The sequence below is a fragment of the Natronococcus jeotgali DSM 18795 genome (assembly GCF_000337695.1).
In the GTDB taxonomy this organism is placed as follows: domain Archaea; phylum Halobacteriota; class Halobacteria; order Halobacteriales; family Natrialbaceae; genus Natronococcus; species Natronococcus jeotgali.
On record NZ_AOIA01000151.1, the window covers coordinates 69,110 to 92,628 of the forward strand.

Sequence of the window (23,519 nt, forward strand, 5' to 3'; positions counted from 1 at the left end):
ACGTCCCGCGACGCGCGCTTCGGCTTAGAGCTCGGGTGCGACCTCCCGGCCGAGCCGTTCGATCGACTCGCAGAGCGCGTCCGTCCCGATTCCGGGACAGTACGACCGAAAGATGACGTGGACGTCGTCGCCCAGTCGCTCGCGGTAGGTCGCGAGCTCCTCGCGGACCTGCTCGGGGGTGCCGACGATCGCGTCCTCCCTGAGTTCCGCCTTCTTCTCCTCGGAGAGCCCGTCGCCGACGTCCTCGTCGCCCATCCACTCGGCGTATTTGCGTTGCTGGTAGAAGTAGCCCTCGCGCATCCGCTCCCAAGCTTCCGCCTCGGAGTCGCCGACGAAGCCGTAGCGGATCACGTACGTCGTGAACTCCCCGTCGATCCCCTCCTCCTCGCGGACGCGTCGGATGTCGGCCATCCGGGTCTCGACGTCCTCGAGCGAGAGCATCTCGTTGGCACACCAGCCGTCGGCCATCCGAGCCGCGCGCCTGACGGCGGGCTTGGCGAGCCCGCCGAGGACGATCGGCGGCGCCTCGTCCGGGGTCGGCGTCACCTCGGTCCCGGGATCGACCGCGTGGTAGTCGGGGTCGTACTCGAGCGGACCGGGCTCCCAGGCGTTTCGCAGCACGCGGATCGCGTCCTCTGTCCGGTCGGTTCGTTCGTCCTTGGGCACGCCGAAGTTCTCGAACTCCCGGTCCCAGTAGCCGATCGAGAGCCCGAGAGTCAACCGTCCGCCCGACAGGGCGTCGATCGTCGCGGCGTCCTCCGCGAGCCGGACCGAGTCGTAGAAGGGGGCGAGCCCGACGGCCGACCCGACCGTGATCTCGTCGGTGCGGCCAGCGAGGGCCCCCAGCGTCGGCACGGTCCCCGAGAGGTACCCGTCGTCGGTGAAGTGGTGTTCCGAGGTCCAGACGCTCTCGAGGCCGGCCTGGTCGGCGGTCTCGGCGATCGTCAGGAGGTCGTCGTACACCTCGGTCGTCGATCGGTCGTCGTCCGGGCGCCGCTGGGCGGTCAGCAGTCCGAGTCCGATATCCATACGGACGACGTCGGTCCCGAGGCGTGAAAGCGGGCGGCCTGAATACGGCGGCCCGACGGCCGATCGCGGTCGTCGGAACGGCCGGGTTACGAGCCGTCCTGCTGGTACCGGTTCCGGATGAGGATCGCGACGGAGTTGATCGACAGCAACACGACCAGCAGCGTCACGACGCCCGCGGCGACGACGCCGTACTGGAACTCCGTCTCGGGGTACGACGACCAGTTGTAGATCTGCAGGGGCATCGCGCTCACCTTGCTCAGGAAGCTGTTGGGAACGCCGAAGACGGTCGTCGGGGCCGCGATCATGATCAGCGGCGCGGTTTCGCCGATCGCCCGTCCGAGCGCCAGGATCGTTCCGGTCATGATCCCCGGCATCGCTCGCGGGAGAACGACGTTTCGGATCGTCTGCCACTTCGTCGCGCCCATCCCGTAGGACGCCTGCCGCTGGGAGTCGGGGACCGATCGGATCGCCTCCTGGGCCGAGATGATCACGATCGGGAGGATGAGCAAGGCGACGGTAAACGCCGCGACGAAGATCGTCCCGTAGCCGAGATCCAGCAGAGTGACGAACAGCCCCAGCCCCAGCAGGCCGTAGACGACCGAGGGAACCCCGGCGAGGTTCGCGATGTTGAGTTCGATGAACTTGGTGAGGTAGCCGTCGCCGGCGTACTCCTCGAGGTAGATCGCGGCGCCGACGCCGAGCGGAAACGTGATCAGCGCGATCAGGAGCATGATCGCGATCGAGCCGACCAGCGCCGGCAGGAATCCGGCCTCGTACGGGTCCGGGTGGGGCGGGCTCGTGAGGAAGTCCCAGTCGAGCCAGCCGACGGCGTCGACGGAGACGTTCGCGAGCAGGGCCGCCAGCGAGACGATCCCGACGAGCGTCGCCGCCAGCGCGAGCAGGCGGAAGGCGGTGTCTTTCGTGCGACTGACCCGCCCGAACTCGGAGTCGGCGGCCTCGGACGTATCGGCCGCCATCAGCGGTACACCTCCCGGTAGCGCGACGCGACGAATTCACTGATGAGATTCATGACGAACGTGATGACGAACAGGGTGAGTCCGACCGCGAAGAGGCTCTTGTAGGCGGGGCCCTGGCCGACGAGGTCGCCCGTCCCGATCTGGACCATCGCCGCGGTCATCGTCTGGATCGAGTTCAGGAACAGGCCCGCGGGATCGGTCACGTCGATGAGCCGTGGCGTCTGGCCCGCCGCGATGGCGACGATCATCGTCTCGCCGATCGCCCGCGAGAGCGCGAGGATGAACGACGAGAAGATGCCCGACAGCGCCGCGGGGACCACGACCGAGGTGGAGACGGTGAACTTCGTCGCGCCCAGCCCGTAGCTGGCCTGGCGCAGCGAGTCCGGCACCGCGCTCATCGCGTCCTCGCTGATCGAGGAGACCATCGGAATGATCATGATCCCGACCATGATCGACGCCGAGAGCGCGTTGAACGTCGAAAGGGGAAGAAACGCATCCAGCGCCGGCGTGACGTAGACGAGCGCGAAGTAGCCGTAGACGACCGTCGGAACGCCCGCCAGGACCTCGAGCGCGGGCTTGAGGTACGACCGCTGGCGCTCGGAGGCGTACTCGCTCAGGTAGATCGCCGTCAGCAGTCCGATCGGGAGCGCGACGAGCGCCGCCCCGACCGTGATGACCAGCGTCCCCGAGATCAGGGGCAACACGCCGAACGAGACCGGCTCGTTCGTCGGGCTCCACCGCGTGCCCGTGAGGAACTCGACGAAGGAGACGTCCGAGAAGAAATCGACCGCGTCGACGAGCAGCGTCGCCACGATCGCGACGGTCGTCAGGATCGACAGCAGCGCACACAGCATGAAGAGGTACCGAAACGCCGTTCCGCGGGCGGTTCGGGCCCCGTCGTGGGAGAAGTCCGGCTGGCTCATCCGTTCACCTCCGCGACCTGTTCTTCGAGGCGCTCGAGGTTCTCGTCGCGCTGGTCCTCGGTGATCGGGACGTAGCCGACGTCCGAGACGAGGTCCGTCGCGGCCCGTTCCATGTAGAAGCGAGCGAAGTCACGGACCGCGGAGTCGGCGAGCGACTCCTTGGCGACGTAGATGAAAAGCGGTCGCGAGAGGGGAGTGTACTCGCCGGACATCGCGGTTTCGGTCGACGGCTCGACGCAGCCGTTGCCGTCGTCGATCGAGACCGCCTTGATCGAATCCGGGTTCTCGCTGTAGTAGGAGAACCCGAAGTATCCCATCGCGTACTCCGAGCCCTGAACCCCCTGGACGATCGTTCGGTCGCGCTCGGTCGCGTAGTAGTCGCTCTTGTGGTTGATATCTTCCCCGAGGACCGCCTCGTTGAAGTAGTCGAACGTCCCCGAGGTCGTCGCGGCGCCGTAGAGCTCGAGTTCCTCGTCTGGCCAGTCCTCGTTGATGTCGCTCCAGCGCTCGGCGCCGTCGGCACGCCAGATCTCGCGGAGTTCCTCGACGGTCAGACAGTCGATCCAGTCCGCCTCGGGGTTGACCACGACCGTCAGCGCGTCGGTCGCGACCGTGAACTCGAGCGGCGTGATGTCGTTGTTCCCGCACTGGTCGATCTCGGCGTCGGCGATCTCCCGGCTCGCGTTGTTGACGTCGGTTCGTCCCGCACAGAAGAAGTTCCCGAACCCCCCGCCGGTTCCGGTCTTACTGATCGAGACGTTGACCGTCGGGTGCTCCTCGGAGAACGCGGACCCGATCGCCTCGGTCACGGGGAAGACGGTGCTGCTCCCCGCGATGTTTACCTGGTCGTCCTCCGCGGCGAAGACGCTGCTACACCCCGCCAAACTACTGGAGAGGCCGACACCCGCCGCGGCAAGAAGAGTACGCCGACTGACACCGGTCGGCAGCGACGCCGTGGTTTCTCTCGCCATCACGGGATAGAAGCCGTATCGGAGGTAAGTATACTACTATGATTGCTATATAGAGATATATATCCTCGGTCGGGCGCTCTCGAGCCCCGGTTCTTCTCGGCGGGAGCCGCTACGACGCTACAGAGCGATACGTACTCCGAACGAATCGACGACGGACGGCCTAATCGGTGTTCGGTAACGAATGCCGATCGAAAATATATAGGACGCTCGCGGAACTGGGGGACGAAGGGTCGGAGGGACGCGGTCGGTTCATCGTCGAGTTCGGCGGTTGAACGGCTACGCCGCCCGCGACGCGGCGGCGGTTACCCGAACTTGCCGGTGATGTAGTCCTCGACGCGATCGCTCTCGGGGTTCTCGAAGATCTTGTTGGTGTTGTCGAACTCGACGAGGTTCCCGCCGGTGAGGAAGACGGCCGTCTTGTCGGAGATGCGGGCCGCCTGCTGCATGTTGTGGGTGACGATCGCAACCGTGTACTCCTCGGCGAGGTCCTCGATCAGGTCCTCGATCTTCGAGGTCGCGACCGGGTCCAGCGCCGAGGCCGGCTCGTCCATCAGGATGACCTCCGGGTCCGTGGCGATCGCCCGCGCGATACAGAGTCGCTGCTGTTGTCCGCCCGAGAGGTCGAGTCCGCTCTCGTCGAGCTGGTCCTCGACCTCCTCGAGCAGCGCCGCGCGCTCGAGGGCCGTGTGGACCCTCTCGTCGACGTCGTCGTCTTTCCCCTGGACGCGCAGCCCGTAGGCGACGTTGTCGTAGATGCTCTTCGGGAAGGGGTTGGGCTTCTGGAACACCATGCCGATCTTCCGACGCAGGGCGACGGGGTCGACGTCCTCGTCGTAGATGTTCTTGCCGTGGAAGTAGAGGTCGCCCTCGACCCGGGCCACGTCGATGAGGTCGTTCATTCGGTTGATCGACCGCAGGAACGTCGACTTCCCGCAGCCCGAGGGGCCGATGAGCGCCGTTACCTGCTTCTCGGGGATGTCCATGTTGATCCCGTTCAGGGCTTGCGTGTCGCCGTAGAAAACGTCGAGATCCCGAGCCTCGATGACGGCGTCGTCAACTCGAGGCGATCCCAACGGCCTGTCGGCGCTCGACATGTCGACGTCGGCCGACGACGAAGTCGCCGTCCCCTCGCGCTCCCGACTCTCGACCGCCGTGGATTCGCCGGTGTTCGCAGTCATGCCGGTTGCCTCAGCATTCGGGCTGAGCAAGTTACCTGTTGCGAAACGCCCGTCCGCGGAACCGATCGATGCGAGTTGCGATCGCAGTCCGTCGAGCCGGCCGTTCGTCTCGTCGCTCATTACCTCTCTCGAGGTGAGATCCGCCTAAATACCATGCTATGTCTCCTATATAGACCTATATACTCGTCTCCGACTGGTCGTCTCCCGGATCATTCGGACGACGCCTCGGTCCCGGCGGGCCGCCGAGGAACGCGGCGTTCCGCGAGCGGACCGCTGCGAGTCCCCGGCGTGCGTACGACATCGTACCGGGGTCTCGCGATGCCTCCGGACGGCTCAATAGTGCAACTAGGAACCGATATGTATCGACCCGTCGTCGAGACGACCATGCGCGAACTCTCGAGCGAGGACGAGGCGAGCAGCGAGCGAGCGAGCGACCCCGCGCCCTCGGCGCCGGCGTCGACGTCGCTCGACAGCGCCGTCGTCAGCTACGAGGATCGGGCGGACCGCCGGACGGTGTTTCCCGCGGACTGTCCGGACGAGCGGAAGCTCACGGCCTGGTTGAGTGCGAACGCGACCGCGTTCGTCGACCTCGAGGAGCGTCGCTGAGCGAGCGGTCGTCTCGCCGGCGTCGCGGAAAACGGTTCGACGGTCGGGAACTACTCGAGGAGAACGGCGTTGACTTGCCCGGTCTGGCCGGGGCGGGACGTCACGCGGGCCTGCCCTTCGGACGTCTCGATGACGGCGCCTTTCGTGATGATGTTCCGTCGGACGTAGTTCGGGTTCGCGTCGTTCTCGACGACGTCTTCGATCTCGGCGGTGACGGTCTCGCCGCCCTCGTTGACGTTTGCAACGTTAGTCGCGAGCGCGCGGGTCTTCGTGTCGGTGCCGCGGACGTCGACGACGCGGAATCGGGGCTCGCCGACCTGGGTCTCGGTCGGGAGTCGACCGAGCTCGTTCTTGCGGCGCTTCCGGACGTTCTTCAGTCGACCACCGGTTCGCTTGCGCGTGGAGCGTCCCTGGTTTTGCATACTCGGACAACGTCCCGGCGGCTACTTGAATCCACGCTTTCGGATCGCCCCGCGATTTCGCACGGTTGCGGGTCACTCGTCGGGAACGAGGCAGTAGGCGTGGCCCGGCTCCTCGAGGGTCGTCTCGACGTCGTCGTCCCAGTAGTTCGAGAAGACGCCCCGCTCGGCGTAGTAGATCCGGCCGTCGCGGGGGACCGGCGCGCTCGAGACGTGGCCGCGGTTCTCGACCCGCCAGCGCCGGTCTCCGGTCTCCTTGTCCAGCGCGTACAGGTGCGAGTCGTAGGAGCCGACGAGGACGGCGTCGGCGGTGACGGTCACCGCGCCGATGATCGAGCCGTTGACGTCGGTCGCCCACAGCTGCTCGCCGGTCTCGCAGTCGATCGCGTAGACGTGGTCGTCGTTGCTCCCGGTGTAGACGACGTTCTCCTCGGGATCCAGCGCGGGGTTGGCCATCGACCGGTTCTCGAACTCGAAGGTCCACTCCTCGGTCCCGTCCTCGAGGTCGATGCAGTGGAACCGTTCGTCCCAGGAGCCGACGTAGCCGTAGCCGTCGTGAGCCGCGATCGTCCCCTTGATCTGGGCGCCGAGGTTGAACTCGCCGCCGGCTTTCTCCTCGCCGTCGGGGCCGTCCTCGCCGCCGGTCTGGTACGTCCAGGCGAACTCGAGGGAGGGGAACTCCCAGCAGTAGACGACGCCGTCGTTCGAGCCGGCACAGAGCCGCCCCGCCTCGAGGTCGATCGTCGGCGAGGGGTGGGCCTGGCCCCAGATGCGGTCGTCGTGCCAGGTCGGCTCGCCCGTGGTGGCGTCGAACGTCCACAGCGCGCCCGAGGAGGGGCCGCCGTACTCGGCGATCACGTACAGCGTGCCGTCGTAGTAGGCGGGGCTCGAGCCGATCGCCAGCGTCCCCTCGAGTTCGTGGGATGGGGTGTGCCAGACGATCTCGCCGGTTTCGACGTCGATCGCGTACAGGTCCCCGTCGTAGCCGCCGACGTAGGCCGTGCCGTCGACGATCGCCGGCGAGCCGTGAAATCCGAGGTCGGTCGCACCGGTCTCGGTCAGCCAGCGGGGTTCGCCCGAGGGCTGGACGCCGTGGACGAACCCGGTGTCGCCGGCGATCACGATCGTCTCGCCGTCGGGCGTCGGCAGCGGGCTCGACTTCGCGGCGGTGTGGCCCACGTTGTTGATCGGGAACGACCAGTTGACGCTGACGGAGTCGGGCACGCTCTCGTCGGGGTAGTAGCCCAGGCGGCGCAGTCCGCGGCGAAACATCGCCACGTCGTCGTCGGGGTGGCTCGCGTACGACGAGACGTCGTCGGCGACGTCGGGGTCGGGGTCATTACCGTCGGCGCCGTTTTCCTGGTCCGTCGGCTCCCACAGGGTACAGCCCGCGAGTCCCGCAGTCGCGGCGACCCCGGTGGCGCGAAGGAACCGTCTGCGGTGCGCGTCGGTCGGTGCGGCGGAGTCGGCGAACGGGGGCTGAGATCGATCTGGCATATCGGGAGGTCCGTGAAAATTCGACGGAACGTATCCACAAAAGAATCCCGGTGTCCGTCGATCGCGCCCCGTTTCGGCTCCGGGCCGGCGGGGAGTCGCCCTCGGTCTACTCCTGTTGAGCGTCGACGACCGCCACGCCGGCCAGGTTCACGATGTCCTTGACCTCGTCGCCCCGCTGGAGGACGTGGACCGGTTCGTCCATGCCCACGAGCATCGGTCCGATCGCCTCGGCGCCGCCCAGCCGCTGGAGCAGCTTGTAGCCGATGTTGCCCGCCTCGAGGTTGGGGAAGACGAGCACGTTCGCGGGTTCCTCGAGCTCCGAGAAGCCGTAGGTTCCCTCGAGGATGTCCTCGACGACGGCGGTGTCGGCCTGCATCTCGCCGTCGACGGGGAAGTCGACCTCGGGGTCGTCCTGGAGCTGTCGGGCCGCCCGTCGGGGCTTTCGGGTCCCCTCGTTGTCGACGCTGCCGAAGTTCGAGTACGACAGCAACGCGGCCCGGGGTTCGACGTTGAACCGTCGGGCGAGCTTCCCGGTCTGTTTGGTTACCTCCGCGAGGACCTCCTCGTCGGGGTTCTGGTTGACCGTCGCGTCGGCGACGAAGATCACGCGGTTCTTGAAGGTGAGCATGTAGACGCCCGCGGCGTAGTCGACGTCGTCGGCGGTGCCGATCACCTGCAGCGGCGGCCGCAGCGCCGAAGGATAGTGATGAGAGAGCCCGGTCAGCAAGGCGTCGGCGTCGCCGCGTTCGACCATCACGCTCCCGAAGTAGTTCGAGTCGGTCTCGACGAGTTCGCCCGCCTCGGTTCGCGTGATCCCCTTGCGCCGGCGCAGTTCGTGGAGTCGGTCGGCGTAGGCGTCGTAGTCGCCGACCGCCGGGTCGGCGACCTGCGGTTCGAAGTCCAGGCCGAGGTTCGCGGCGGTCTGGCGGATCTCGCTTTCGTCGCCGATCAGGATCGGCGCGGCGACCCCCTGCTCCTGGATCTGGTAGGCCGCCCGGATCATCTTCTCGTTTTCGCCCTCCGCGAGCGCGACCCGCTTGGGGTCGCTCTTGGCCTTGTTCAGCACGACCCGCATCATCTCGCGGGACTTTCCGAGGCGAGCTTCCAGCTGTTCTTCGTACTCCTCGAGGTCGATCTCGGTGCGGGCGGCGCCGCTTTCCATCGCCGCCTCGGCGACGGCGGGCGCGACCCGGAACAGCACGCGCGGATCGACGGGCTTCGGGATGATGTAGTCGGGGCCGTACTGCAGGGGTTCGTCGCCGTAGGCCTTGACGACGGCGTCGGGAACGTCCTCGCGGGCAAGTCGGGCCAGCGCGCGGGCGCAGGCGACTTTCATCTCCTCGTTGATCTCGGTCGCGCGGACGTCCAGCGCACCCCGGAAGATGAAGGGGAATCCGAGCACGTTGTTGACCTGATTGGGGTAGTCCGACCGACCCGTGGCCATGATGACCGTATCGTCGCGGGCGGCTTTCGCCTCCTCGTAGCCGATCTCGGGGTCGGGGTTGGCCATCGCGAAGATGATCGGATCCTCGTTCATCGAACGGACCATCTCCTGGGAGACGATTCCGCCCGCCGAGAGCCCGACTAGCACGTCGGCGCCCGCCATCGCGTCCGCGAGGTCGCCCCCGGGCAGGTCGCGGGCGAACTCCCGCTTGTACTCGTTGACGTCGCCGGCCTCGGCCCGGCGCTGGGTGATGATCCCCGTGGAGTCACACATCGTGATGTTCTCCTTGCGGACCCCGAGCGAGACGTAAAAGCGGGCCGTCGCGATCGCGCTCGCGCCCGCCCCCGAGAACACCACCTCGAGGTCCTCGAGTTCCTTGTCCGCGACGTCGGCGGCGTTGACGAGCGCGGCCCCGGAGATGATCGCGGTGCCGTGTTGGTCGTCGTGGAACACGGGGATGTCCATCTCCTCGCCCAGTCGCTCCTCGATGGTGAAACACTCCGGCGCCTTGATGTCCTCGAGGTTGATCCCGCCGAAGGTCGGCCCCATCATCCGCACGGCGTTGATGAGTTCTTCGGGATCGGCCTCGTCGAGTTCGATGTCGAAGACGTCGATGTCCGCGAAGCGCTTGAACAGGACGCCTTTCCCCTCCATTACCGGTTTCGACGCCTGCGCGCCGATGTTACCGAGGCCCAACACGGCCGATCCGTTCGAGACGACGCCGACGAGGTTTCCCTTCGCCGTGTACGAGTAAGAGTCGTTTTCGTCCTCGGCGATCTCCATACACGGCGCGGCGACGCCCGGCGAGTACGCGAGCGAGAGATCCCGCTGTGTATTCGTCGGTTTCGTGGTCGATATTTCGATCTTACCCGGCGGATCGGTCCGGTGATACTCCAGTGAATCCTCGTCGAGTCCCATACGGGAGCCACTGCGGGATACCACTAAAAACAATGCGAAAGGGACAATCGACGATCGTCGAATTCGGTACGAACGGAAGCACTGACGGAGTCGACCGTTTTATACGCGCCGCTCCAGTGGATGGAGTATGGACGTCGCGCTTGGTGGGACGTTCGACCCCGTTCACGACGGCCACCGCCGGCTGTTCGAACGGGCGTTCGAACTCGGGGACGTAACCGTCGGACTCACGAGCGACGGGCTCGCGCCGAAGACTCGCCACGTCGAACGCCACGTTAACTCCTTCGCAAAGCGAAAGGAAACGCTCGAACGCGAGCTCGAGCCCCTCGCCGAGGAACACGACAGGGCGTTCGAGGTCCGAAAGCTCGAGGACCCGACCGGGATCGCGACCGAGCCGCAGTTCGATTACCTGGTCGTCTCCCCCGAGACGATCGAGGGCGGCAAACGGATCAACGAACTCCGCCACGGGCGCGGGCACGACCCCCTCGAGATCGTCGTCGTTCCGCACGCGCTGGCCGACGACGGCGAGATCATCTCGAGTACTCGAATCGTCAACGGCGAGATCGACGAGCACGGCACCGTTCTCGAGACCGACGCCGAGACGGAACGGCACTGATTGAGTCGGCCGGCGGGAACGTCCCACGACGTTCGATCAGCGATCCGATCGTTCGCTCCGGTTTCGGCACGATATCGTACACTTACGCGAGAGCGCTGCGGTGAAACGTACCGCCCGACTCACCACCGCGGCGGCTCGAGTCCCGCTTCCTCGAGCAGATCCTTCCACCGCGACTGGATCGAGAGCCGGGAGACGTCCGCCGCCTCGGCGACGGCGCTCTGGGTGCGGCCGTCGCCGGCGACCAGCGAACCGGCGTACAGACTCGCCGCCAGCGTCGCCCGCTTCGATCGGTCGGCGTCCGGGACGTCGAGTAGGAACAGCTCCGCGGCACACGAGCGGGCCTCGCTCGAGAGCTCCAGTCGGTCGGCGGCCCGCTCGAGTCGCTGCAGCCAGGGTTCGTACTCGACGCGATCCCGGGCGCTGTGCATACGGTTCCTATCCCGTCAGCCGAAATAAACCTACGGCCCCGCGACGGTCTCGCCGCGCGGGCGGTAATCGCGTTCGGAACGGATCGATACGGGTTCCAATACGCGGCTAGGCACGGCAACATTCAGCTACGAACGACTCACCGAATCGGCCCTTCGCCGCGGATTTCACTAGGATACGACTACTAAAGCACCGCTCCGCCGAACCTCGGATCGACGCCCGTCGCTCCAATCGAGCCGGCGGTCCTCCCCTCATGAAAGAACCAACCTGCAAGCTGGTGTGTACCGGATGCGGCCTCGAGATGCCCTACCGGGATCGGTCCCTGGCCGAGCAGTCGGCCGAACTCCACCAGCTTCGGGACTCGGAGCACGTCACCTTCATCGTTCCGCCGGACTGGTCGCCCGAAGAACCGGTCAAACACGAGTAAACCGGATCGACAGGTTCTTACTCGATTCGCGAAAACCAGGGAACGAGCGCGGGTAGCCAAGCTAGGCCAACGGCGCAGCGCTTAGGACGCTGTCCCGTAGGGGTCCGCCGGTTCGAATCCGGTCCCGCGCATTGCTGTCNGGGTAGCCAAGCTAGGCCAACGGCGCAGCGCTTAGGACGCTGTCCCGTAGGGGTCCGCCGGTTCGAATCCGGTCCCGCGCATTGCTGTCGTGAGCAAACTCGCGAGCGACAGCAATCGTACGGCCGATTCGAACGAGAGAGGACGCGCGCAGCACTGCGAGCACGTCCTCGCGTGGTTCGAATCCGGTCCCGGTTGGCCACACCTCGAGCCGACGTTCCCTCGAGACGAACCCGTTCCGCAGCGTACGAAAACCACACCGACGGCTGCCGGGTCCGATACTCCGAACGACCTTCCGTGCCACGCGTTGGCAAGACGGTCGTCAGACAGTCCACAACGCTTATTCGCGCGGGAACGGCTTATACGAGCAATGGCCGGGTTAGACGATGTCTTCGGGGACCTCTTTTCGAACGTCGACGGCGTCGCGCTGTTCTCACCGAGCGGCTCCTACTACGAGCGCTTCGCCGACCTCGAGGACGTCGAGGTGATCGTCGTCGGCACCGAGAACGACGTCGGCGCGAGCACGTTCGTCGAGCTCCCCCTCGAGTTCGAGGACATCTCGGATCGGATCCGATTCGGGCTCGAGGGCGCGCTCGATCAGGAGATCATCGACGACGGCGACACCCTCGCGTGTGCGACGAGCGTCTTCGGCGACGACATCGACACCGTCTCGCGGGTCCGGGCCGACGCGGACAACCACACCGGTATCTACGATCTCTTCGCTCGCTCTCGCGCCGATCCGGAGGTCGTCAAGTCGGTCCTCGAGCTGGCGATCGAGCTGGGACAGAAGGGCCAGAAGGGCAAACCCGTCGGTGCGCTGTTCGTAGTCGGCGACGCGGGGAAGGTGATGAACAAGTCTCGACCGCTGTCGTACAACCCCTTCGAGAAGTCCCACGTCCACGTCGGCGACCCGATCGTGGACGTAATGTTAAAGGAGTTCTCGCGGCTCGACGGCGCCTTCGTGATCTCCGACGCGGGCAAGATCGTCTCGGCGTACCGCTACCTCGAGCCCTCGGCCGAGGGCGTCGACATTCCGAAGGGGCTGGGCGCCCGGCACATGGCCGGCGGCGCGATCACGCGGGACACGAACGCGATCTCGATCGTGCTCTCGGAGAGCGATGGTCTCGTTCGGGCGTTCAAAGCCGGCGAGATCATCCTGGAGGTCGATCCGGAGGCGTACTAGCATGGACTGGCAGACGCTCATCGACGAGCCGGCGGTGATAGCCGCGGCGGTACTGGTTCTCGGCCTCGTCGTCGGCTACCTGGTCGGGCGGCTCAACGAGGAGCTGCTGACGGCCTCCGGCGTGCCCGAAGCCGTCGAGGGGACCCCCTTCGAGCGCACCGCCCAGTCGCTCGGTACGTCGACCGTCGAGATCGTCGCTCGGCTGAGCGCGTGGTTCATCTACGGGATCGCCGTACTGACGGCGATCCACATCGCACAGCTGCTCGACACCGACGCGTTCTGGCTTCGAGTGACCGAGTTCATCCCGCAGGTGTTCGTCGCCGTACTCGTGATGATCGTCGGCTTCATCGTCGCGGACAAATCGGAGCTGACCGTCGGCGAGTACCTCCGCAGCGTCAAACTCCCGCAGGTCGCGCTGATCCCGAAACTCGTCAAGTACTCGGTGCTGTACGTCGCGCTGGTCGTCGCGCTGGGACAGGTCGGCGTCCACGTCACCGCGTTGTTGATCCTCCTCGCGATCTACGCCGTGGGGATCGTCGCCGTCGGCGCCTACGCGTTCAAGGACTTCCTCGTCTCGAGTGCAGCCGGCATCTACCTGTTGCTCAACCAGCCCTACGGGATCGGCGACCGGGTCCGGGTCGGCGACCAGACCGGGATCGTCCAGGAGGTCGACCTGTTCGTGACGAAGATCGAGGACGACTCCGAGGAGTACATCGTCCCGAACCGCAAGATCTTCGAGGACGGGATCGTCCGGGTTCGCGACTAACGTCGCGGGGTCGAGACGACCGCTTCGACGACGGGTTCAGTCCTCGAGCGAGAGCCCGGCGTGCCAGCGGTCGACGCCGGCCTCCCGTTTCTTCTCGTCCATCCTCGCGAGCAGATGGGTCGCGAGCGTGGCGGTCTCGGCGGCCCGGGACTCGCCCTCGGTGCTGAACTCCCCGCCCTGGCGGTCGGCGTAGACGGTACAGACCGCGCCAGCCCGCAGCCCGTAGACGCTCGCGAGCGTCATGATGGCGCTGGCTTCCATCTCGATGTTCTTGACGTTCGCTTCCGCGAGTTGCTCGACCAGATCCGTGGAGCCGGCGGCCTCGAACCCCTCGAAGCCGGGCCGGCCCTGGCCGGCGTAGAAGGAGTCGGCGCTCATCGTGACGCCGGTGTGGTAGTCGTAGCCCAGCCGCTCGGCGGCGGCGATCAGCGCGCTGACGACCTCGTGGTCCGCCGCGGCGGGGTAGTCCTCGCGGACGTACTCGTCGCTCGTGCCCTCCTGGCGGAGCCCCCCGGTCGTGATGACGAGGTCGCCGACGTCCATCTCGGGCTGGACGGCCCCGCAGGAGCCCACGCGAATGAACGTGTCGCTCCCGACGCGGGCGAGTTCCTCGACCGCGATGGCCGCGGAGGGACTGCCGATCCCCGTCGAGGTGACCGAGATCGGCGTCCCCTCGTAGCTGCCCGTCGCGGTGCGGTACTCGCGGTGGTGGGCCCGGATCTCGTGGTCGTCCCAGTAGTCGACGATCACCTCGAGCCGTTCCGGATTTCCGGGCAGGAGGACGGTGTCGGCGACATCCTCGCTCGCGACCTCGAGGTGATACTGTACGTCGGCGTTCGGATCTTCGCTGTCTCCCGGCATTCGGCTCCGCGGTTCGCGCCCGCGGTGTATATAAATGCCGGGCTTCCGTAGCCCCGGTATGGCAGACGGAACCCTCGCGGACACCTACGTCGCCGCGATCCAGCACGATCTGGCCGACCTCCCGCCAGGGGCGACCCGCGTCGGCGTCGTCCGGCGGCCGGCGCCGTGGTTCCACGCCGCCGTCGACGAGAACGTTCCCGATCTGGGACCGCCCGCCGACCTCCTCGAGGAGATCCGGACCGTCGAGGACGACCTCAAGATCCAGGGGCTCTGCGAGGAGGGAGCCCACAACGCCGCCTGGGACCAGGTCGACTTCGGCGAGCGCTACCGCGCGTACCTCGAGGCGTCTCCCGAAGCCCGGGCGGCCCTCGAGGCGCTCGCCGAGCGGCTCGCCGACGGGGAGTCGCTGGCGCTGGTCTGTTACGAGAACACCGAGAAGAAGCGGTGTCACCGGACGGTTCTGCGGGAGCGACTCGAGGATCGCGACTGAGAGCGAACGGCCTACTCGAGGGTCTCCTGAGTGATCGTATCCGGCAGCAACTCCCCGAGCGTGTACTCGCGAACCGACGGGGCGCCGTCCTCGTCGCCCAGATCGCAGTAGACGACGAGGTCGTCGTCGCAGAACTCGGCCAGCGTCTGGCGACACATCCCGCAGGGGGTGACGCCGTCCTGGCGGTCCGAACTCACCGCGAGCCGAGAGAAGTCTCGGTGGCCCTCTTTGACGGCCTCGGCGATCGCGACCTCCTCGGCGTGGAGGCTGTTGCTGAAGTTCGCGTTCTCGAGGTTGCAGCCGACGAACACCTCGCCGTCGGCCGTCTCGAGGGCGGCGCCGACGGCGTACTCGGAGTAGGGGACGTGTGCGCTCGCCCGAATCTCGCGGGCGGCGTCGATCAGTTCGTCCATACGCCCGATAGTCCGACCGGGCGCAAGAAGGCACCGACCCGCGGCGACGGCGCGGCTACTCCTCGTCCCCGTCGTAGGGCTCGCCGGCCGCCTCCGGCAACTGGGTCTTGCCGACGAACACGAGGACGACGATCACCGTCGCGTAGGGGATCGTCCGGATGAGCTCCGTCGGGACGGCGTAGCCGAGGTTCTGGAGCTGGATCTGCATCGCCTCGAGGCCGGCGAAGAGGAACGAGCCGCCAAGCGCCCCGATCGGGTGGTAGTTCGCGAAGAGGTAGGTCGCGATGGCGATGAACCCGCGGCCGCCGATGGCGGTCTCGCCGCCGCCGGCGAACGTACCGAGCTGGCCCAGCGCGAAGCCGGCGCCGCCGAGGCCGGCGAAGATCCCCGACAACAGGACGGCGGCGTAGCGGACCCTGCGGACGTCGACGCCGGCGGTGTCCAGCGCCTTCGGGTTCTCGCCGCTGGCGACGACCCACCGACCGAACGCCGTCCGGTTGAGGAGGTACCAGCCCGCGGCGGCCGCTCCGAGCATGATGTAGACCTGCGGCGGCGTGTCGAACAGCAGGTATCCCAGCAGCGGGATCTCCGAGAGGATCGGGACCGTAACGTTCTGGAACCGACCCACGCCCGCCGTGTTCGGACTGTCGAAGACGATCCGCGAGGCGAAGGGCGCGAGCCCGAGCGCGATCAGCCAGACGGCGAGCCCGGCGATGATCTGGTCGGCCTTGAAGTCGATGCAGACGACCGCGAAGATCAGCGCGAACAGCGTGCTCGCGAGGACGCCGACCGCGAAACCCCACCAGTGGTGAGAGAGCGCCAGGGTCGACCCGCCCGATCCCAGCCAGAAGGTGACGATGATCGAGGAGAACGCCGAGACGATGAGCAGCCCCTCGATCCCGATGTTGATCACGCCGCTTTTCTCGGCGAAGATGCCACCGATCGCCGCCAGCGCGATGGGAACCGCGAGTCGGAGCATCGCCGTGTGCGTGCTCGGGCTGGCCGCGATCGACAGCAGGGCGCCCGCCCAGGAGTCGGGGAAGGCGAGGCCGGCCACGAGCCACAGCACCGCGAGCGCGCCGACCGCACCCAGCACCGTCCGCCGGGAGAGTCCGCTACTCATCGGCACCACCTCCCGCGGCCCGCGCCGGGGCGGCGTCGGTATCGACGAACCGACGGCCGATCATCCGGAAGAACTCGGGCATCGCGACGAACAGGATCAACAGCCCGGAGAGAACGCCCACGAGCTCCGGGGGGACGTCCGTCGAGGTGTTGATCGAACTCGAGCCGCTGTCGAGCACACCGAACAGGAACGCGGCAGCGCCGACCCCCAGCGGGTTGTTCCCCGCGAGAATCGAGACGGCGATCCCGTCGAAGCCGAGGTCGGGGACGTTCTCGAGCCAGCGGCCGTGTTGCATCAACACCCAGAACGCGCCCGCGACCCCGCCGAGCGCTCCCGAGAGCGTCATGCTCGCGACGGTCATGCGCTTCTCGTCGACGCCGCCGTAGGCCGCGGCCTCGGGCTGGATACCGGTCGTCCGGAGCTCGTACCCGAAGGTCGTCCGGGCGAGCAGCCAGGCGATCGCGATCATGAGCGCGACCGCGAACCCGAGCGCGAGCAAGGAGAAGTCCATCCGCCCGCTGAATCCCACGCCGGGAAGGGTCGGGATCTCGGCGTACTCGGGAACGGCACGGGTTTGCGGGTTGGCGCTGTTGGGGTCCTGGAACCACCGGGAGAGCAGCGTCGCGGTGACGCCGGTGGCGATGAAGTTGAGCATGATCGTGGTGATCACCTCGTTCGCGTCGGCGTAGGCCTTGAGCGCGCCCGGGATTGCGCCGTAAAAGCCGCCACCGAGCGCACCCGCGAGCACGCCGAGGGGAACCAGCAGGACGGTTCCGACGAAGCCGCCGGGAAGGTACGGCGCCGCGAACAGCACCGTCACCGCCGTCACCAGCCCGCCGACGACCAGCTGGCCCTGGGTTCCGATGTTGAACAGTCCCGCACGAAACGCCACCGCGACCGACAGCCCGGCGAAGATCAGCAGCGTCGTCTGTCGGAGCGTCGTCGCGAGGCTGTAGTTCATCGGACTCCAGCCGCCCTCGAGCGGGTGGCCGAGCGAGCCGAGGAACAGCTCGTAGTAGACCTGCATCGGGTTGTAACAGAAGGTGACGCCGGCGATATCGAGCCCCGCCCGACAGGAGGCGAACGCGCCGGAGACGAAGACGAGCACGCCCCCGACGAGGATCGCCGCCACCAGCGCCGCGAGGCTGATGACGAGGCGCTCGAGGACCGACGCGTGGACGAGGCGCTCGAGCAGCCGCTCGAGGTCGTCCCGCATCAACGCTCACCCCCGTCGGCGGGGTTGCTCGCCGGGCGCTCCCGCGACCGGTCGTCCGGCTGCTCCCCCGCCATCAGGAGGCCGAGCTCCTCCTCGGTGACCGCGGCGGGATCGGTGACGTCGACGAACTCGCCCTCGTAGATGACCGCGAGCCGATCCGACAACCCCCGGACCTCGTCGAGGTTCGAGGAGACGAGCAACACGGCTTTGCCCTCGCGCCGCAGCTCGAGCAGCCGTTCGTGGATGAACTCGGTCGAGCCGATGTCGACGCCCCGGGTCGGGTGGGTCGCGACGACCAGCTCGGGGTCGCGCTCGAGCTCGCGTCCGACGACGAACTTCTGCTGGTTCCCCCCGGAGAACGATTCGGCGTCGGCGTCGGCGTCGGGCGGGCGAACGTCGTAGGTGCCGATGACGTCCTCGGCGTGGTCGCGAACGCCGGCCCAGTCGATGCGGCCGCCGCGGGCGAACCGCGGCGAGCGCTGGCTGCCCAGCACGGCGTTCTCGACGAGGTCGAACGGCATGACCAGTCCCTGCTCGTGGCGGTCTTCCGGGATGTGGGCCATTCCGGCCTCGATGCGCTGGCGGCGGGACCACGCAGAGACGTCCGTCCCGTCGAAGGAAACTCGCCCCGCGTCGGGCGTCTGCAGCCCCGTGATCGCTTCGATTAGCTCGCTTTGACCGTTGCCGTCGACGCCCGCGACGCCGAGGATCTCGCCGGCGCGAACCTCGAGGTCGATCCCCGAGACGAGCTCGACGCCGCGATCGTCCTCGACGACCACGTTCTCGGCCTCGAGGATGGGGCGTCCGGTCTCGACGGGCTCGCCGCCGGTCTCGAGCAACACCTCACGGCCGACCATCAGTTCGGCGAGATCCTCGCGAGTCGTCCCCGCCGGATCGACCGTTCCGACGGACGAGCCGTCCCGGAGGATGGTGATTCGGTCGGCCGCGTGCATCGCCTCGCCGAGCTTGTGGGTGATGAAGATGATCGTCTTCCCCTGCTCGGTCAGCTCCTCGAGGACGCCGTAGAGGTCCTCGACTTCCTGGGGTGTGAGCACGGCCGTCGGCTCGTCGAGGATGAGCACGTCGGCGCCGCGGTACAGCGCCTTCAGGATCTCGACGCGTTGCTGGGCGCCGACGCTTAACTCCTCGATCGTCGCCGACGGATCGACGTCGAACCCGTACCGATCGCAGAGGTCGGCGATCTCCCGGTCGATGCGGTCGCGGTCGACCGCCAGTCCGCCCCACTTCCGGGGTTCGTTGCCCATCGCGATGTTCTCGGCGACGGTCATCGGGTCGACCAGCATGAAGTGCTGGTGGATCATTCCGACGCCGGCGTCGATCGCGTCCCGTGGCCTGTCGAACGCTCGCTCCCGGCCGTCGACGACGACCCGACCCTCGGTGGGCTCGTAGAGCCCGTAGAGAACGTTCATCAGCGTCGTCTTTCCCGCGCCGTTCTCGCCCAAGAGCGCGTGAACGCTCCCGCGTTCGACGCGGAGATCGACGTCGTCGTTCGCGACGACGCCGGGGAACCGCTTCGTGATCCCGTCGAGGTGGACCGCGAGGTCCCGCTGCGATCGTGGGTTTCGGTCGTTCCCCGAATCGTTCATGCGAAACTCACAGTTCCTGTGGGACCTCGATCTCGCCGTCGATGATCGCCTGTCTGGTCGTCTCGACTTCCTCCGTGATCTCGTCTGGAATCTGATCGCCGATCGACTGCCCGTAGACGGTCTCGACGCCGTCTTCCTCGAGGCCGAGCCGTTCGGTCTCGCCGCCCTCGAACTCGTCGTTGATGACGGACTCGATCGCGGTGAACACCGCCTCGTCGACGCGTTTGACCATGCTCGCCAGGATGACGTCGGCGTAGTCCTCCTGGCTCACGGACTGGTCGTCGTCGACGCCGATCGCGAACCGCCCCTCGGCCTCGGCGGCCTGGAAGACGCCGACGCCGGTTCGACCCGCCGCGTGGAAGACGATGTCCGCGCCGTCGTTGTACATCGAGCGGGCCGTCTCCTGACCGCTCGCGGTGTCGTTGAAGTCGCCGACGTAGCTCGAGAGGACCTCGACGCTCGAGTCGACGTGCTCGACGCCGGCCTCGAAGCCGGCCTGGAACGACTCGATCAGCGGCGACTCCTCGCCGCCGACGAACCCGACGACGGACTCGTCGGGGTTGGTCTCGCCGTTGCCCGCCGCGAACTCGGTACCGGTCAGCAGCGCCGACAGGGTCCCGACCAGAAACGAGCCCGCGGGCTCGTCGAAGTTGTAGCTGCGGACGTTGTCCGATTCGACGGCCGCGTCGACGATAATGAAATCCTGGTCCGGATACTCCTCGGCGTTCCCGGAGAGCGCGTCCGCCTGCGCGAAGCCGATGCAACTGACTAGGTCGTAGTCCCCCGACGCGGCGAAGTCCCGCTGTGCGCCCTCGAACTCGCCGACGGATTCGGGTTCGGCCTCGTCGTAGGTGATGTCGAACTCCTCGTCGGCCTGTTGAACCCCCTGCTGGGCCATGTCGTTGAACGAGTCGTCGCCAGTTCCGCCGGTCGCGTACACCATCCCCACGGCGGCGTCCGTCTCGCTTCCCCCCTCGCCGAATCCGCCGACGCAGCCGGCCATCGTCGCGAGCCCCGCCGCGCCCGCAGCGCGCAAGAAGCGCCGTCTGTCTCGTGCCATAGTACCGGGTAGTGCACGATACCGGGTTAAATGATGTGGATTCGCCCGCTACACCGACCAGATACGCGTTATATCAGATTCCGACCACTACGCCGACGCGGGCCGGCGGGCGATCGGGCCGCTACCGCGACGCCTCGATCGCCCGCTCGATGACGGTCTCCGCGTCGTCGATCAGCTCGTCGACGGCGTCGCTCTCGGCGTAGAGTCGGACGTAGGGCTCGGTGCCGCTGGGGCGAACGAGCAGCCACGAGGCGTCCGCGAACTCGAGGCGGACGCCGTAGTCGGTGTCGACGCTCGCTTCGGGAAACGCCGCGGGGAGCTCGGACTCGAGGCGGGCCATCGCGTCGGCCTTGAGCCGATCCGGACAGTCGACGCTGACCTTCCGGTAGGGGCGTTCGGTAACCGGCTCCCGGAGGCTCGCGACGTCCCCGGACTCGTCGACGAGCGCGGCGACGACGGCGGCGCTGGCGACCCCGTCGATCCAGCCGCCGAAGGGGACGTGGATGTGCTTCCAGGGTTCGGCCGCGAAGACGACCGCGGCGTCCTCGCCCGCCCGCTTGCGTTCCCGCGCGATTCCCTCGTGGAGCGCGCCCAGACGGACCCGCTCGACGCGTCCGCCCGCCTCCCGAACCCGCTCGTCGATCCGGGCCGAGGCGTTGGGCGTGGTGACGACGACCGGGTCCTCGACGTCGCTTTCCCCCGCGTAGTGTTCGGCCGCGACCGCGAGGACGGTGTCCTCGTGGACGACCGACCCGTCGGGCTCGAGGACGACGAGCCGATCCGCGTCCCCGTCGTGGGCGAGCCCGAGGTCGAACGAGCCCGCGGCGAGGAAGTCGCTGAACTCGGTCAGGGTCTCCGGGGTCGGTTTGCTCTCTCGGCCGGAGAAGTGACCGTCGACGTTGGCGTTGACGCCGACGACCTCGGCGCCGAGGTCGTCGAGCACCTGCGGCGTCGCCAGCGCGCCGACGCCGTTTCCGCAGTCGACCGCGATCGACAGCCCCGAAAGCGGGGCCTCGCTCTCGAAGCGGGTTCGGACGTAGTCCGCGACGGCGTCGCGGTACTCGCCGAGGACGTCGGCCCGCTCGGAGCGACCCCACTCCTCCCAGGCGGCCAGCCCCGACCCGTCGGCGCCGACCTGCTCGTCGATCAGCGCCTCGGCGTCGCTGTCGTACTCGACGCCGTCGGCAAACAGCTTGATCCCGTTGTCGCTCGGCGGGTTGTGACTCGCGGTGAGCATCACGCCGCGTCGTCCCTGCGACGCGAACGCCAGCGCCGGCGTCGGCACGCGGCCGACCCGACGGACGTCGGCACCGGCGCTCTCGAGGCCGGCCTCCATCGCCGCGGCCAGCGCCGGCCCCGTCTCCCGTCCGTCGCGCCCGACGACGAACGCGGTGCCGGGCTCGCCCGCGGCCTGACCGACCGAGAGCGCAAGCGTTGGCGATACGTCCTCGACTGGGCCCCGGATCCCCGCGGTCCCGAACAGTGTCATGGTGGGCCGTTCCGCGAGGAGCTACTTATTCGCCTCGAAGGGGCGCGCTAGGCCTCGGGGAGGTCGTCGATCAGGACGACGGCCTCGCCGTCGACGACGGTTTCGTCGTCGTCCTCGTCGCGGACGACCGTCTCGAGGCGGTACTGCTCGTTGCCCAGGTCCTCGACGATCTCGACGCGGGCCGAGACGCGGTCGCCGATCCCGACCGGGCCGGCGAACTCCAGATCCTGGGAGAGGTAGATCGTCAGCCCCGGTAGCCGAGCCAGCGCGGCGCTGATCAGCCCCGAGACGAGCGTGCCGTGGACGATGCGGCCGCCGAAGCGGGTCTCGGCGGCGAACTCGTCGTCGAGGTGGAGACGGTTCGTATCGCCGCTGATCTCGGCGAACGCCCGGACGTCCTCGTCGGAGAGGGCCTTCTCGAAGGTGACGTGGTCGCCCGGACCGAGCGCCGTCGGATCCTCGACGCTGCGCTCGAACGTCCAGTCGGGATCGGCGTACTCGAGCGAGGGGATCGAGGCGTCGGCGCACTCGCCGTTCGGTTCGGTTCCGGCCGAATCCATCGCGGCGATCGCCGCGCGGTTGGCCGCGGTCGCGCTCCGGAGGACCGATCGAGTCGCGGTGGACCAGGCGTTGGCCAGGGCGCCAAACCCGTTCTCGCCGGCGTTCTGGTGGGACATCTACTCCCGCTATAGGGACGAGGCCATTATACCTCTTTGGTCGCACAATGCGGGGTTATCCGCGGGGGCGACGGGACAGTAACCGACGCTTTCGACCGACTGCGGCGCGGGCTCGATCGGAAAATCACACGACGGGGCGACGATGACCCCCAATATGCAGCTGAAACCACTCAATGGCACTCGATGGTACAGAGCGGAAACGCTTATGAGGCCGGAGCGCGTTGACACCAGTGATGACGGACGACTCCGACCGATCGCCCTGGTTTCCGCCGTCGATGTTCGCCGAGCAGATGCAAAGCGCCGGCGAACAGGTCGCCGAATCCCAGCAGGAGATGCTGAAGCAGCTGTTGGAAGCCGGCTCCGCGAACCCCCTCGAGAGCGCCTCGAGCTTCGGGCCGATGAACATGGGGACGGCGACGTTCAAGGCGCGGGTCCAGAGCGGCGGTCGGATCAGCATTCCCGAACCCGAACGGGAAGCCCTCGACATCGAGGAGGGCGATATCGTCCAGACGATCGTCGTTCCCGTCAAGCGAAACCGCGAGGAAGACCAATGACACAGAACCCACTCACCGCCATGTTTACCGCACAGCGCACCGCCATCGAACAGAGCCAGCAGCTCACCCACGACGCCCTCGAGGCCCAGAAAACCTCCTTCGGCGCCGTCGTCGACGCCGTCGAGTCCTCGAGCTCGGCCGTCGAGACCAACGCCGAGTTCACCAAGGGCGCCGTCGCGGCCTACTTCGACGCCGTCGAGGCGTCGCTGCCCGAGGACGGCCCCGACCTCGAGGAGTTCCGCGCGCAGTTCGAGGAGAACGTCGACGCGATGACCGACGCCCAGCAGGAGTCGCTGTCGGCCGTCGCCGAGGCCCTCCAAGAGTCCGAGGCCGCCTACGACGAGTTCGCCGCCAGCTACGCCGAGGTCGTCGACACCAGCTTCGAGGCCGTCCTCGAGGCCCACCAGCAGGCCGAGGAGAACGCGTCGGCGATGACCGAGAACGTCGACGCCGTCGCCGAGGAGTTCGACGTCTCGGCGTAACGACCACAGCCTTTTGATCACACGCCCCCTCT

The 23,519-nt window shown here is 67.4% G+C and carries 25 protein-coding genes and 2 tRNA genes; 10 read left to right on the forward strand and 17 right to left on the reverse strand.

Translation table 11 applies throughout. The features are described 5' to 3' along the window. Positions 1-24 precede the first annotated feature (24 nt). From C492_RS17665 to pstB, 5 genes are all read right to left on the reverse strand, one after another. The gene (locus C492_RS17665) at positions 25-1,029 is read right to left on the reverse strand and encodes an LLM class flavin-dependent oxidoreductase (protein WP_008426125.1); all 1,005 of its coding nucleotides are present in this window, start codon (positions 1,027-1,029) and stop codon (positions 25-27) included. A gap of 86 nt (positions 1,030-1,115) precedes the next feature. Beyond that, a complete protein-coding gene (pstA, locus tag C492_RS17670) occupies positions 1,116-2,006 on the reverse strand; it encodes a phosphate ABC transporter permease PstA (protein ID WP_008426126.1) in 891 nt (296 codons plus the stop codon). Next, positions 2,006-2,929, reverse strand: coding sequence for a phosphate ABC transporter permease subunit PstC (gene pstC, locus C492_RS17675; protein ID WP_008426127.1), 924 nt, complete (start codon positions 2,927-2,929; stop codon positions 2,006-2,008). Before pstC ends, pstA begins: the two co-directional genes overlap by 1 nt. After that, complete coding sequence (locus C492_RS17680; protein WP_049893165.1) at positions 2,926-3,900, reverse strand: PstS family phosphate ABC transporter substrate-binding protein; 975 nt, start codon at positions 3,898-3,900, stop codon at positions 2,926-2,928. The genes pstC and C492_RS17680 overlap by 4 nt, the downstream gene beginning before the upstream one ends. A 302-nt stretch (positions 3,901-4,202) precedes the next feature. Then, positions 4,203-5,078, reverse strand: coding sequence for a phosphate ABC transporter ATP-binding protein PstB (pstB, locus tag C492_RS17685; protein ID WP_049893166.1), 876 nt, complete (start codon positions 5,076-5,078; stop codon positions 4,203-4,205). Positions 5,079-5,462: 384 nt separating this feature from the next. Between pstB and C492_RS17690 the strand changes: the two genes are divergently transcribed. After that, positions 5,463-5,684 carry a DUF7511 domain-containing protein gene (locus C492_RS17690; RefSeq protein WP_152424945.1) on the forward strand — a complete coding sequence of 74 codons (222 nt, stop codon included), beginning with the start codon at positions 5,463-5,465 and terminating at the stop codon, positions 5,682-5,684. 50 nt (positions 5,685-5,734) lie between these two features. On the opposite strand, the gene C492_RS17695 is transcribed toward C492_RS17690, so the two are convergent. From C492_RS17695 to C492_RS17705, 3 genes are all read right to left on the reverse strand, one after another. Continuing rightward, complete coding sequence (locus C492_RS17695; RefSeq protein ID WP_008426131.1) at positions 5,735-6,106, reverse strand: 30S ribosomal protein S8e; 372 nt, start codon at positions 6,104-6,106, stop codon at positions 5,735-5,737. Between the two features lie 72 nt (positions 6,107-6,178). Next, positions 6,179-7,600: an outer membrane protein assembly factor BamB family protein gene (locus tag C492_RS17700; protein WP_008426132.1), complete on the reverse strand. Its 1,422-nt coding sequence runs from the start codon at positions 7,598-7,600 to the stop codon at positions 6,179-6,181. A gap of 106 nt (positions 7,601-7,706) precedes the next feature. After that, positions 7,707-9,962, reverse strand: a complete 2,256-nt coding sequence (locus tag C492_RS17705) for an NADP-dependent malic enzyme (protein ID WP_008426133.1) — start codon at positions 9,960-9,962, stop codon at positions 7,707-7,709. A 127-nt stretch (positions 9,963-10,089) separates the two neighbouring features. Here C492_RS17705 and C492_RS17710 point away from each other — a divergent pair, with 127 nt between their 5' ends. Beyond that, the gene (locus tag C492_RS17710; protein WP_008426135.1) at positions 10,090-10,575 is read left to right on the forward strand and encodes a phosphopantetheine adenylyltransferase; all 486 of its coding nucleotides are present in this window, start codon (positions 10,090-10,092) and stop codon (positions 10,573-10,575) included. Between the two features lie 119 nt (positions 10,576-10,694). Here the strand turns inward: C492_RS17710 and C492_RS17715 are convergent, their stop codons facing one another. Beyond that, positions 10,695-11,003: a transcription initiation factor IIB family protein gene (locus C492_RS17715; RefSeq protein ID WP_008426138.1), complete on the reverse strand. Its 309-nt coding sequence runs from the start codon at positions 11,001-11,003 to the stop codon at positions 10,695-10,697. Positions 11,004-11,254: 251 nt separating this feature from the next. On the opposite strand from C492_RS17715, the gene C492_RS24760 reads away from it, so the two are divergent. From C492_RS24760 to C492_RS17735, 5 genes are all read left to right on the forward strand, one after another. After that, positions 11,255-11,428, forward strand: a complete 174-nt coding sequence (locus C492_RS24760) for a hypothetical protein (RefSeq protein WP_169333458.1) — start codon at positions 11,255-11,257, stop codon at positions 11,426-11,428. A gap of 46 nt (positions 11,429-11,474) precedes the next feature. Further along, positions 11,475-11,559: transfer RNA gene (locus tag C492_RS17720), tRNA-Leu, on the forward strand. 9 nt (positions 11,560-11,568) lie between these two features. Further along, positions 11,569-11,649: transfer RNA gene (locus tag C492_RS17725), tRNA-Leu, on the forward strand. A 287-nt stretch (positions 11,650-11,936) separates the two neighbouring features. Beyond that, positions 11,937-12,749 carry a diadenylate cyclase DacZ gene (gene dacZ, locus C492_RS17730; RefSeq protein ID WP_008426141.1) on the forward strand — a complete coding sequence of 271 codons (813 nt, stop codon included), beginning with the start codon at positions 11,937-11,939 and terminating at the stop codon, positions 12,747-12,749. 1 nt (position 12,750) lies between these two features. Further along, positions 12,751-13,515, forward strand: a complete 765-nt coding sequence (locus C492_RS17735; RefSeq protein WP_008426143.1) for a mechanosensitive ion channel family protein — start codon at positions 12,751-12,753, stop codon at positions 13,513-13,515. 36 nt (positions 13,516-13,551) lie between these two features. Here the strand turns inward: C492_RS17735 and C492_RS17740 are convergent, their stop codons facing one another. Continuing rightward, positions 13,552-14,376: a nucleoside phosphorylase gene (locus C492_RS17740; RefSeq protein WP_008426145.1), complete on the reverse strand. Its 825-nt coding sequence runs from the start codon at positions 14,374-14,376 to the stop codon at positions 13,552-13,554. Positions 14,377-14,434: 58 nt separating this feature from the next. On the opposite strand from C492_RS17740, the gene C492_RS17745 reads away from it, so the two are divergent. Beyond that, positions 14,435-14,866: a DUF488 family protein, N3 subclade gene (locus C492_RS17745; protein WP_008426148.1), complete on the forward strand. Its 432-nt coding sequence runs from the start codon at positions 14,435-14,437 to the stop codon at positions 14,864-14,866. Positions 14,867-14,877: 11 nt separating this feature from the next. Here the strand turns inward: C492_RS17745 and cdd are convergent, their stop codons facing one another. The 7 genes from cdd to C492_RS17780 all read right to left on the reverse strand — a co-directional run bounded on the left by cdd (position 14,878) and on the right by C492_RS17780 (position 22,451). Then, positions 14,878-15,279 (reverse strand): cytidine deaminase, encoded by a 402-nt coding sequence (gene cdd, locus C492_RS17750; RefSeq protein WP_008426150.1) that lies wholly within the window; start codon positions 15,277-15,279, stop codon positions 14,878-14,880. A 55-nt stretch (positions 15,280-15,334) separates the two neighbouring features. Then, complete coding sequence (locus C492_RS17755; RefSeq protein ID WP_008426152.1) at positions 15,335-16,402, reverse strand: ABC transporter permease; 1,068 nt, start codon at positions 16,400-16,402, stop codon at positions 15,335-15,337. Further along, a complete protein-coding gene (locus tag C492_RS17760; RefSeq protein ID WP_008426155.1) occupies positions 16,395-17,618 on the reverse strand; it encodes an ABC transporter permease in 1,224 nt (407 codons plus the stop codon). The genes C492_RS17755 and C492_RS17760 overlap by 8 nt, the downstream gene beginning before the upstream one ends. Continuing rightward, a complete protein-coding gene (locus C492_RS17765; RefSeq protein ID WP_008426158.1) occupies positions 17,618-19,225 on the reverse strand; it encodes an ABC transporter ATP-binding protein in 1,608 nt (535 codons plus the stop codon). Before C492_RS17765 ends, C492_RS17760 begins: the two co-directional genes overlap by 1 nt. A gap of 7 nt (positions 19,226-19,232) precedes the next feature. Next, positions 19,233-20,285, reverse strand: coding sequence for a BMP family lipoprotein (locus tag C492_RS17770; protein ID WP_049893167.1), 1,053 nt, complete (start codon positions 20,283-20,285; stop codon positions 19,233-19,235). Positions 20,286-20,406: 121 nt separating this feature from the next. Beyond that, positions 20,407-21,774, reverse strand: a complete 1,368-nt coding sequence (locus C492_RS17775; protein ID WP_008426162.1) for a phosphohexomutase domain-containing protein — start codon at positions 21,772-21,774, stop codon at positions 20,407-20,409. A 47-nt stretch (positions 21,775-21,821) separates the two neighbouring features. Further along, positions 21,822-22,451, reverse strand: a complete 630-nt coding sequence (locus C492_RS17780) for a MaoC family dehydratase (protein ID WP_008426164.1) — start codon at positions 22,449-22,451, stop codon at positions 21,822-21,824. Positions 22,452-22,684: 233 nt separating this feature from the next. On the opposite strand from C492_RS17780, the gene C492_RS17785 reads away from it, so the two are divergent. Both C492_RS17785 and C492_RS17790 read left to right on the forward strand, forming a co-directional pair. Further along, positions 22,685-23,005 carry an AbrB/MazE/SpoVT family DNA-binding domain-containing protein gene (locus C492_RS17785; protein WP_008426166.1) on the forward strand — a complete coding sequence of 107 codons (321 nt, stop codon included), beginning with the start codon at positions 22,685-22,687 and terminating at the stop codon, positions 23,003-23,005. Beyond that, positions 23,002-23,487, forward strand: coding sequence for a hypothetical protein (locus C492_RS17790; RefSeq protein ID WP_049893168.1), 486 nt, complete (start codon positions 23,002-23,004; stop codon positions 23,485-23,487). The genes C492_RS17785 and C492_RS17790 overlap by 4 nt, the downstream gene beginning before the upstream one ends. Positions 23,488-23,519 lie beyond the last annotated feature (32 nt).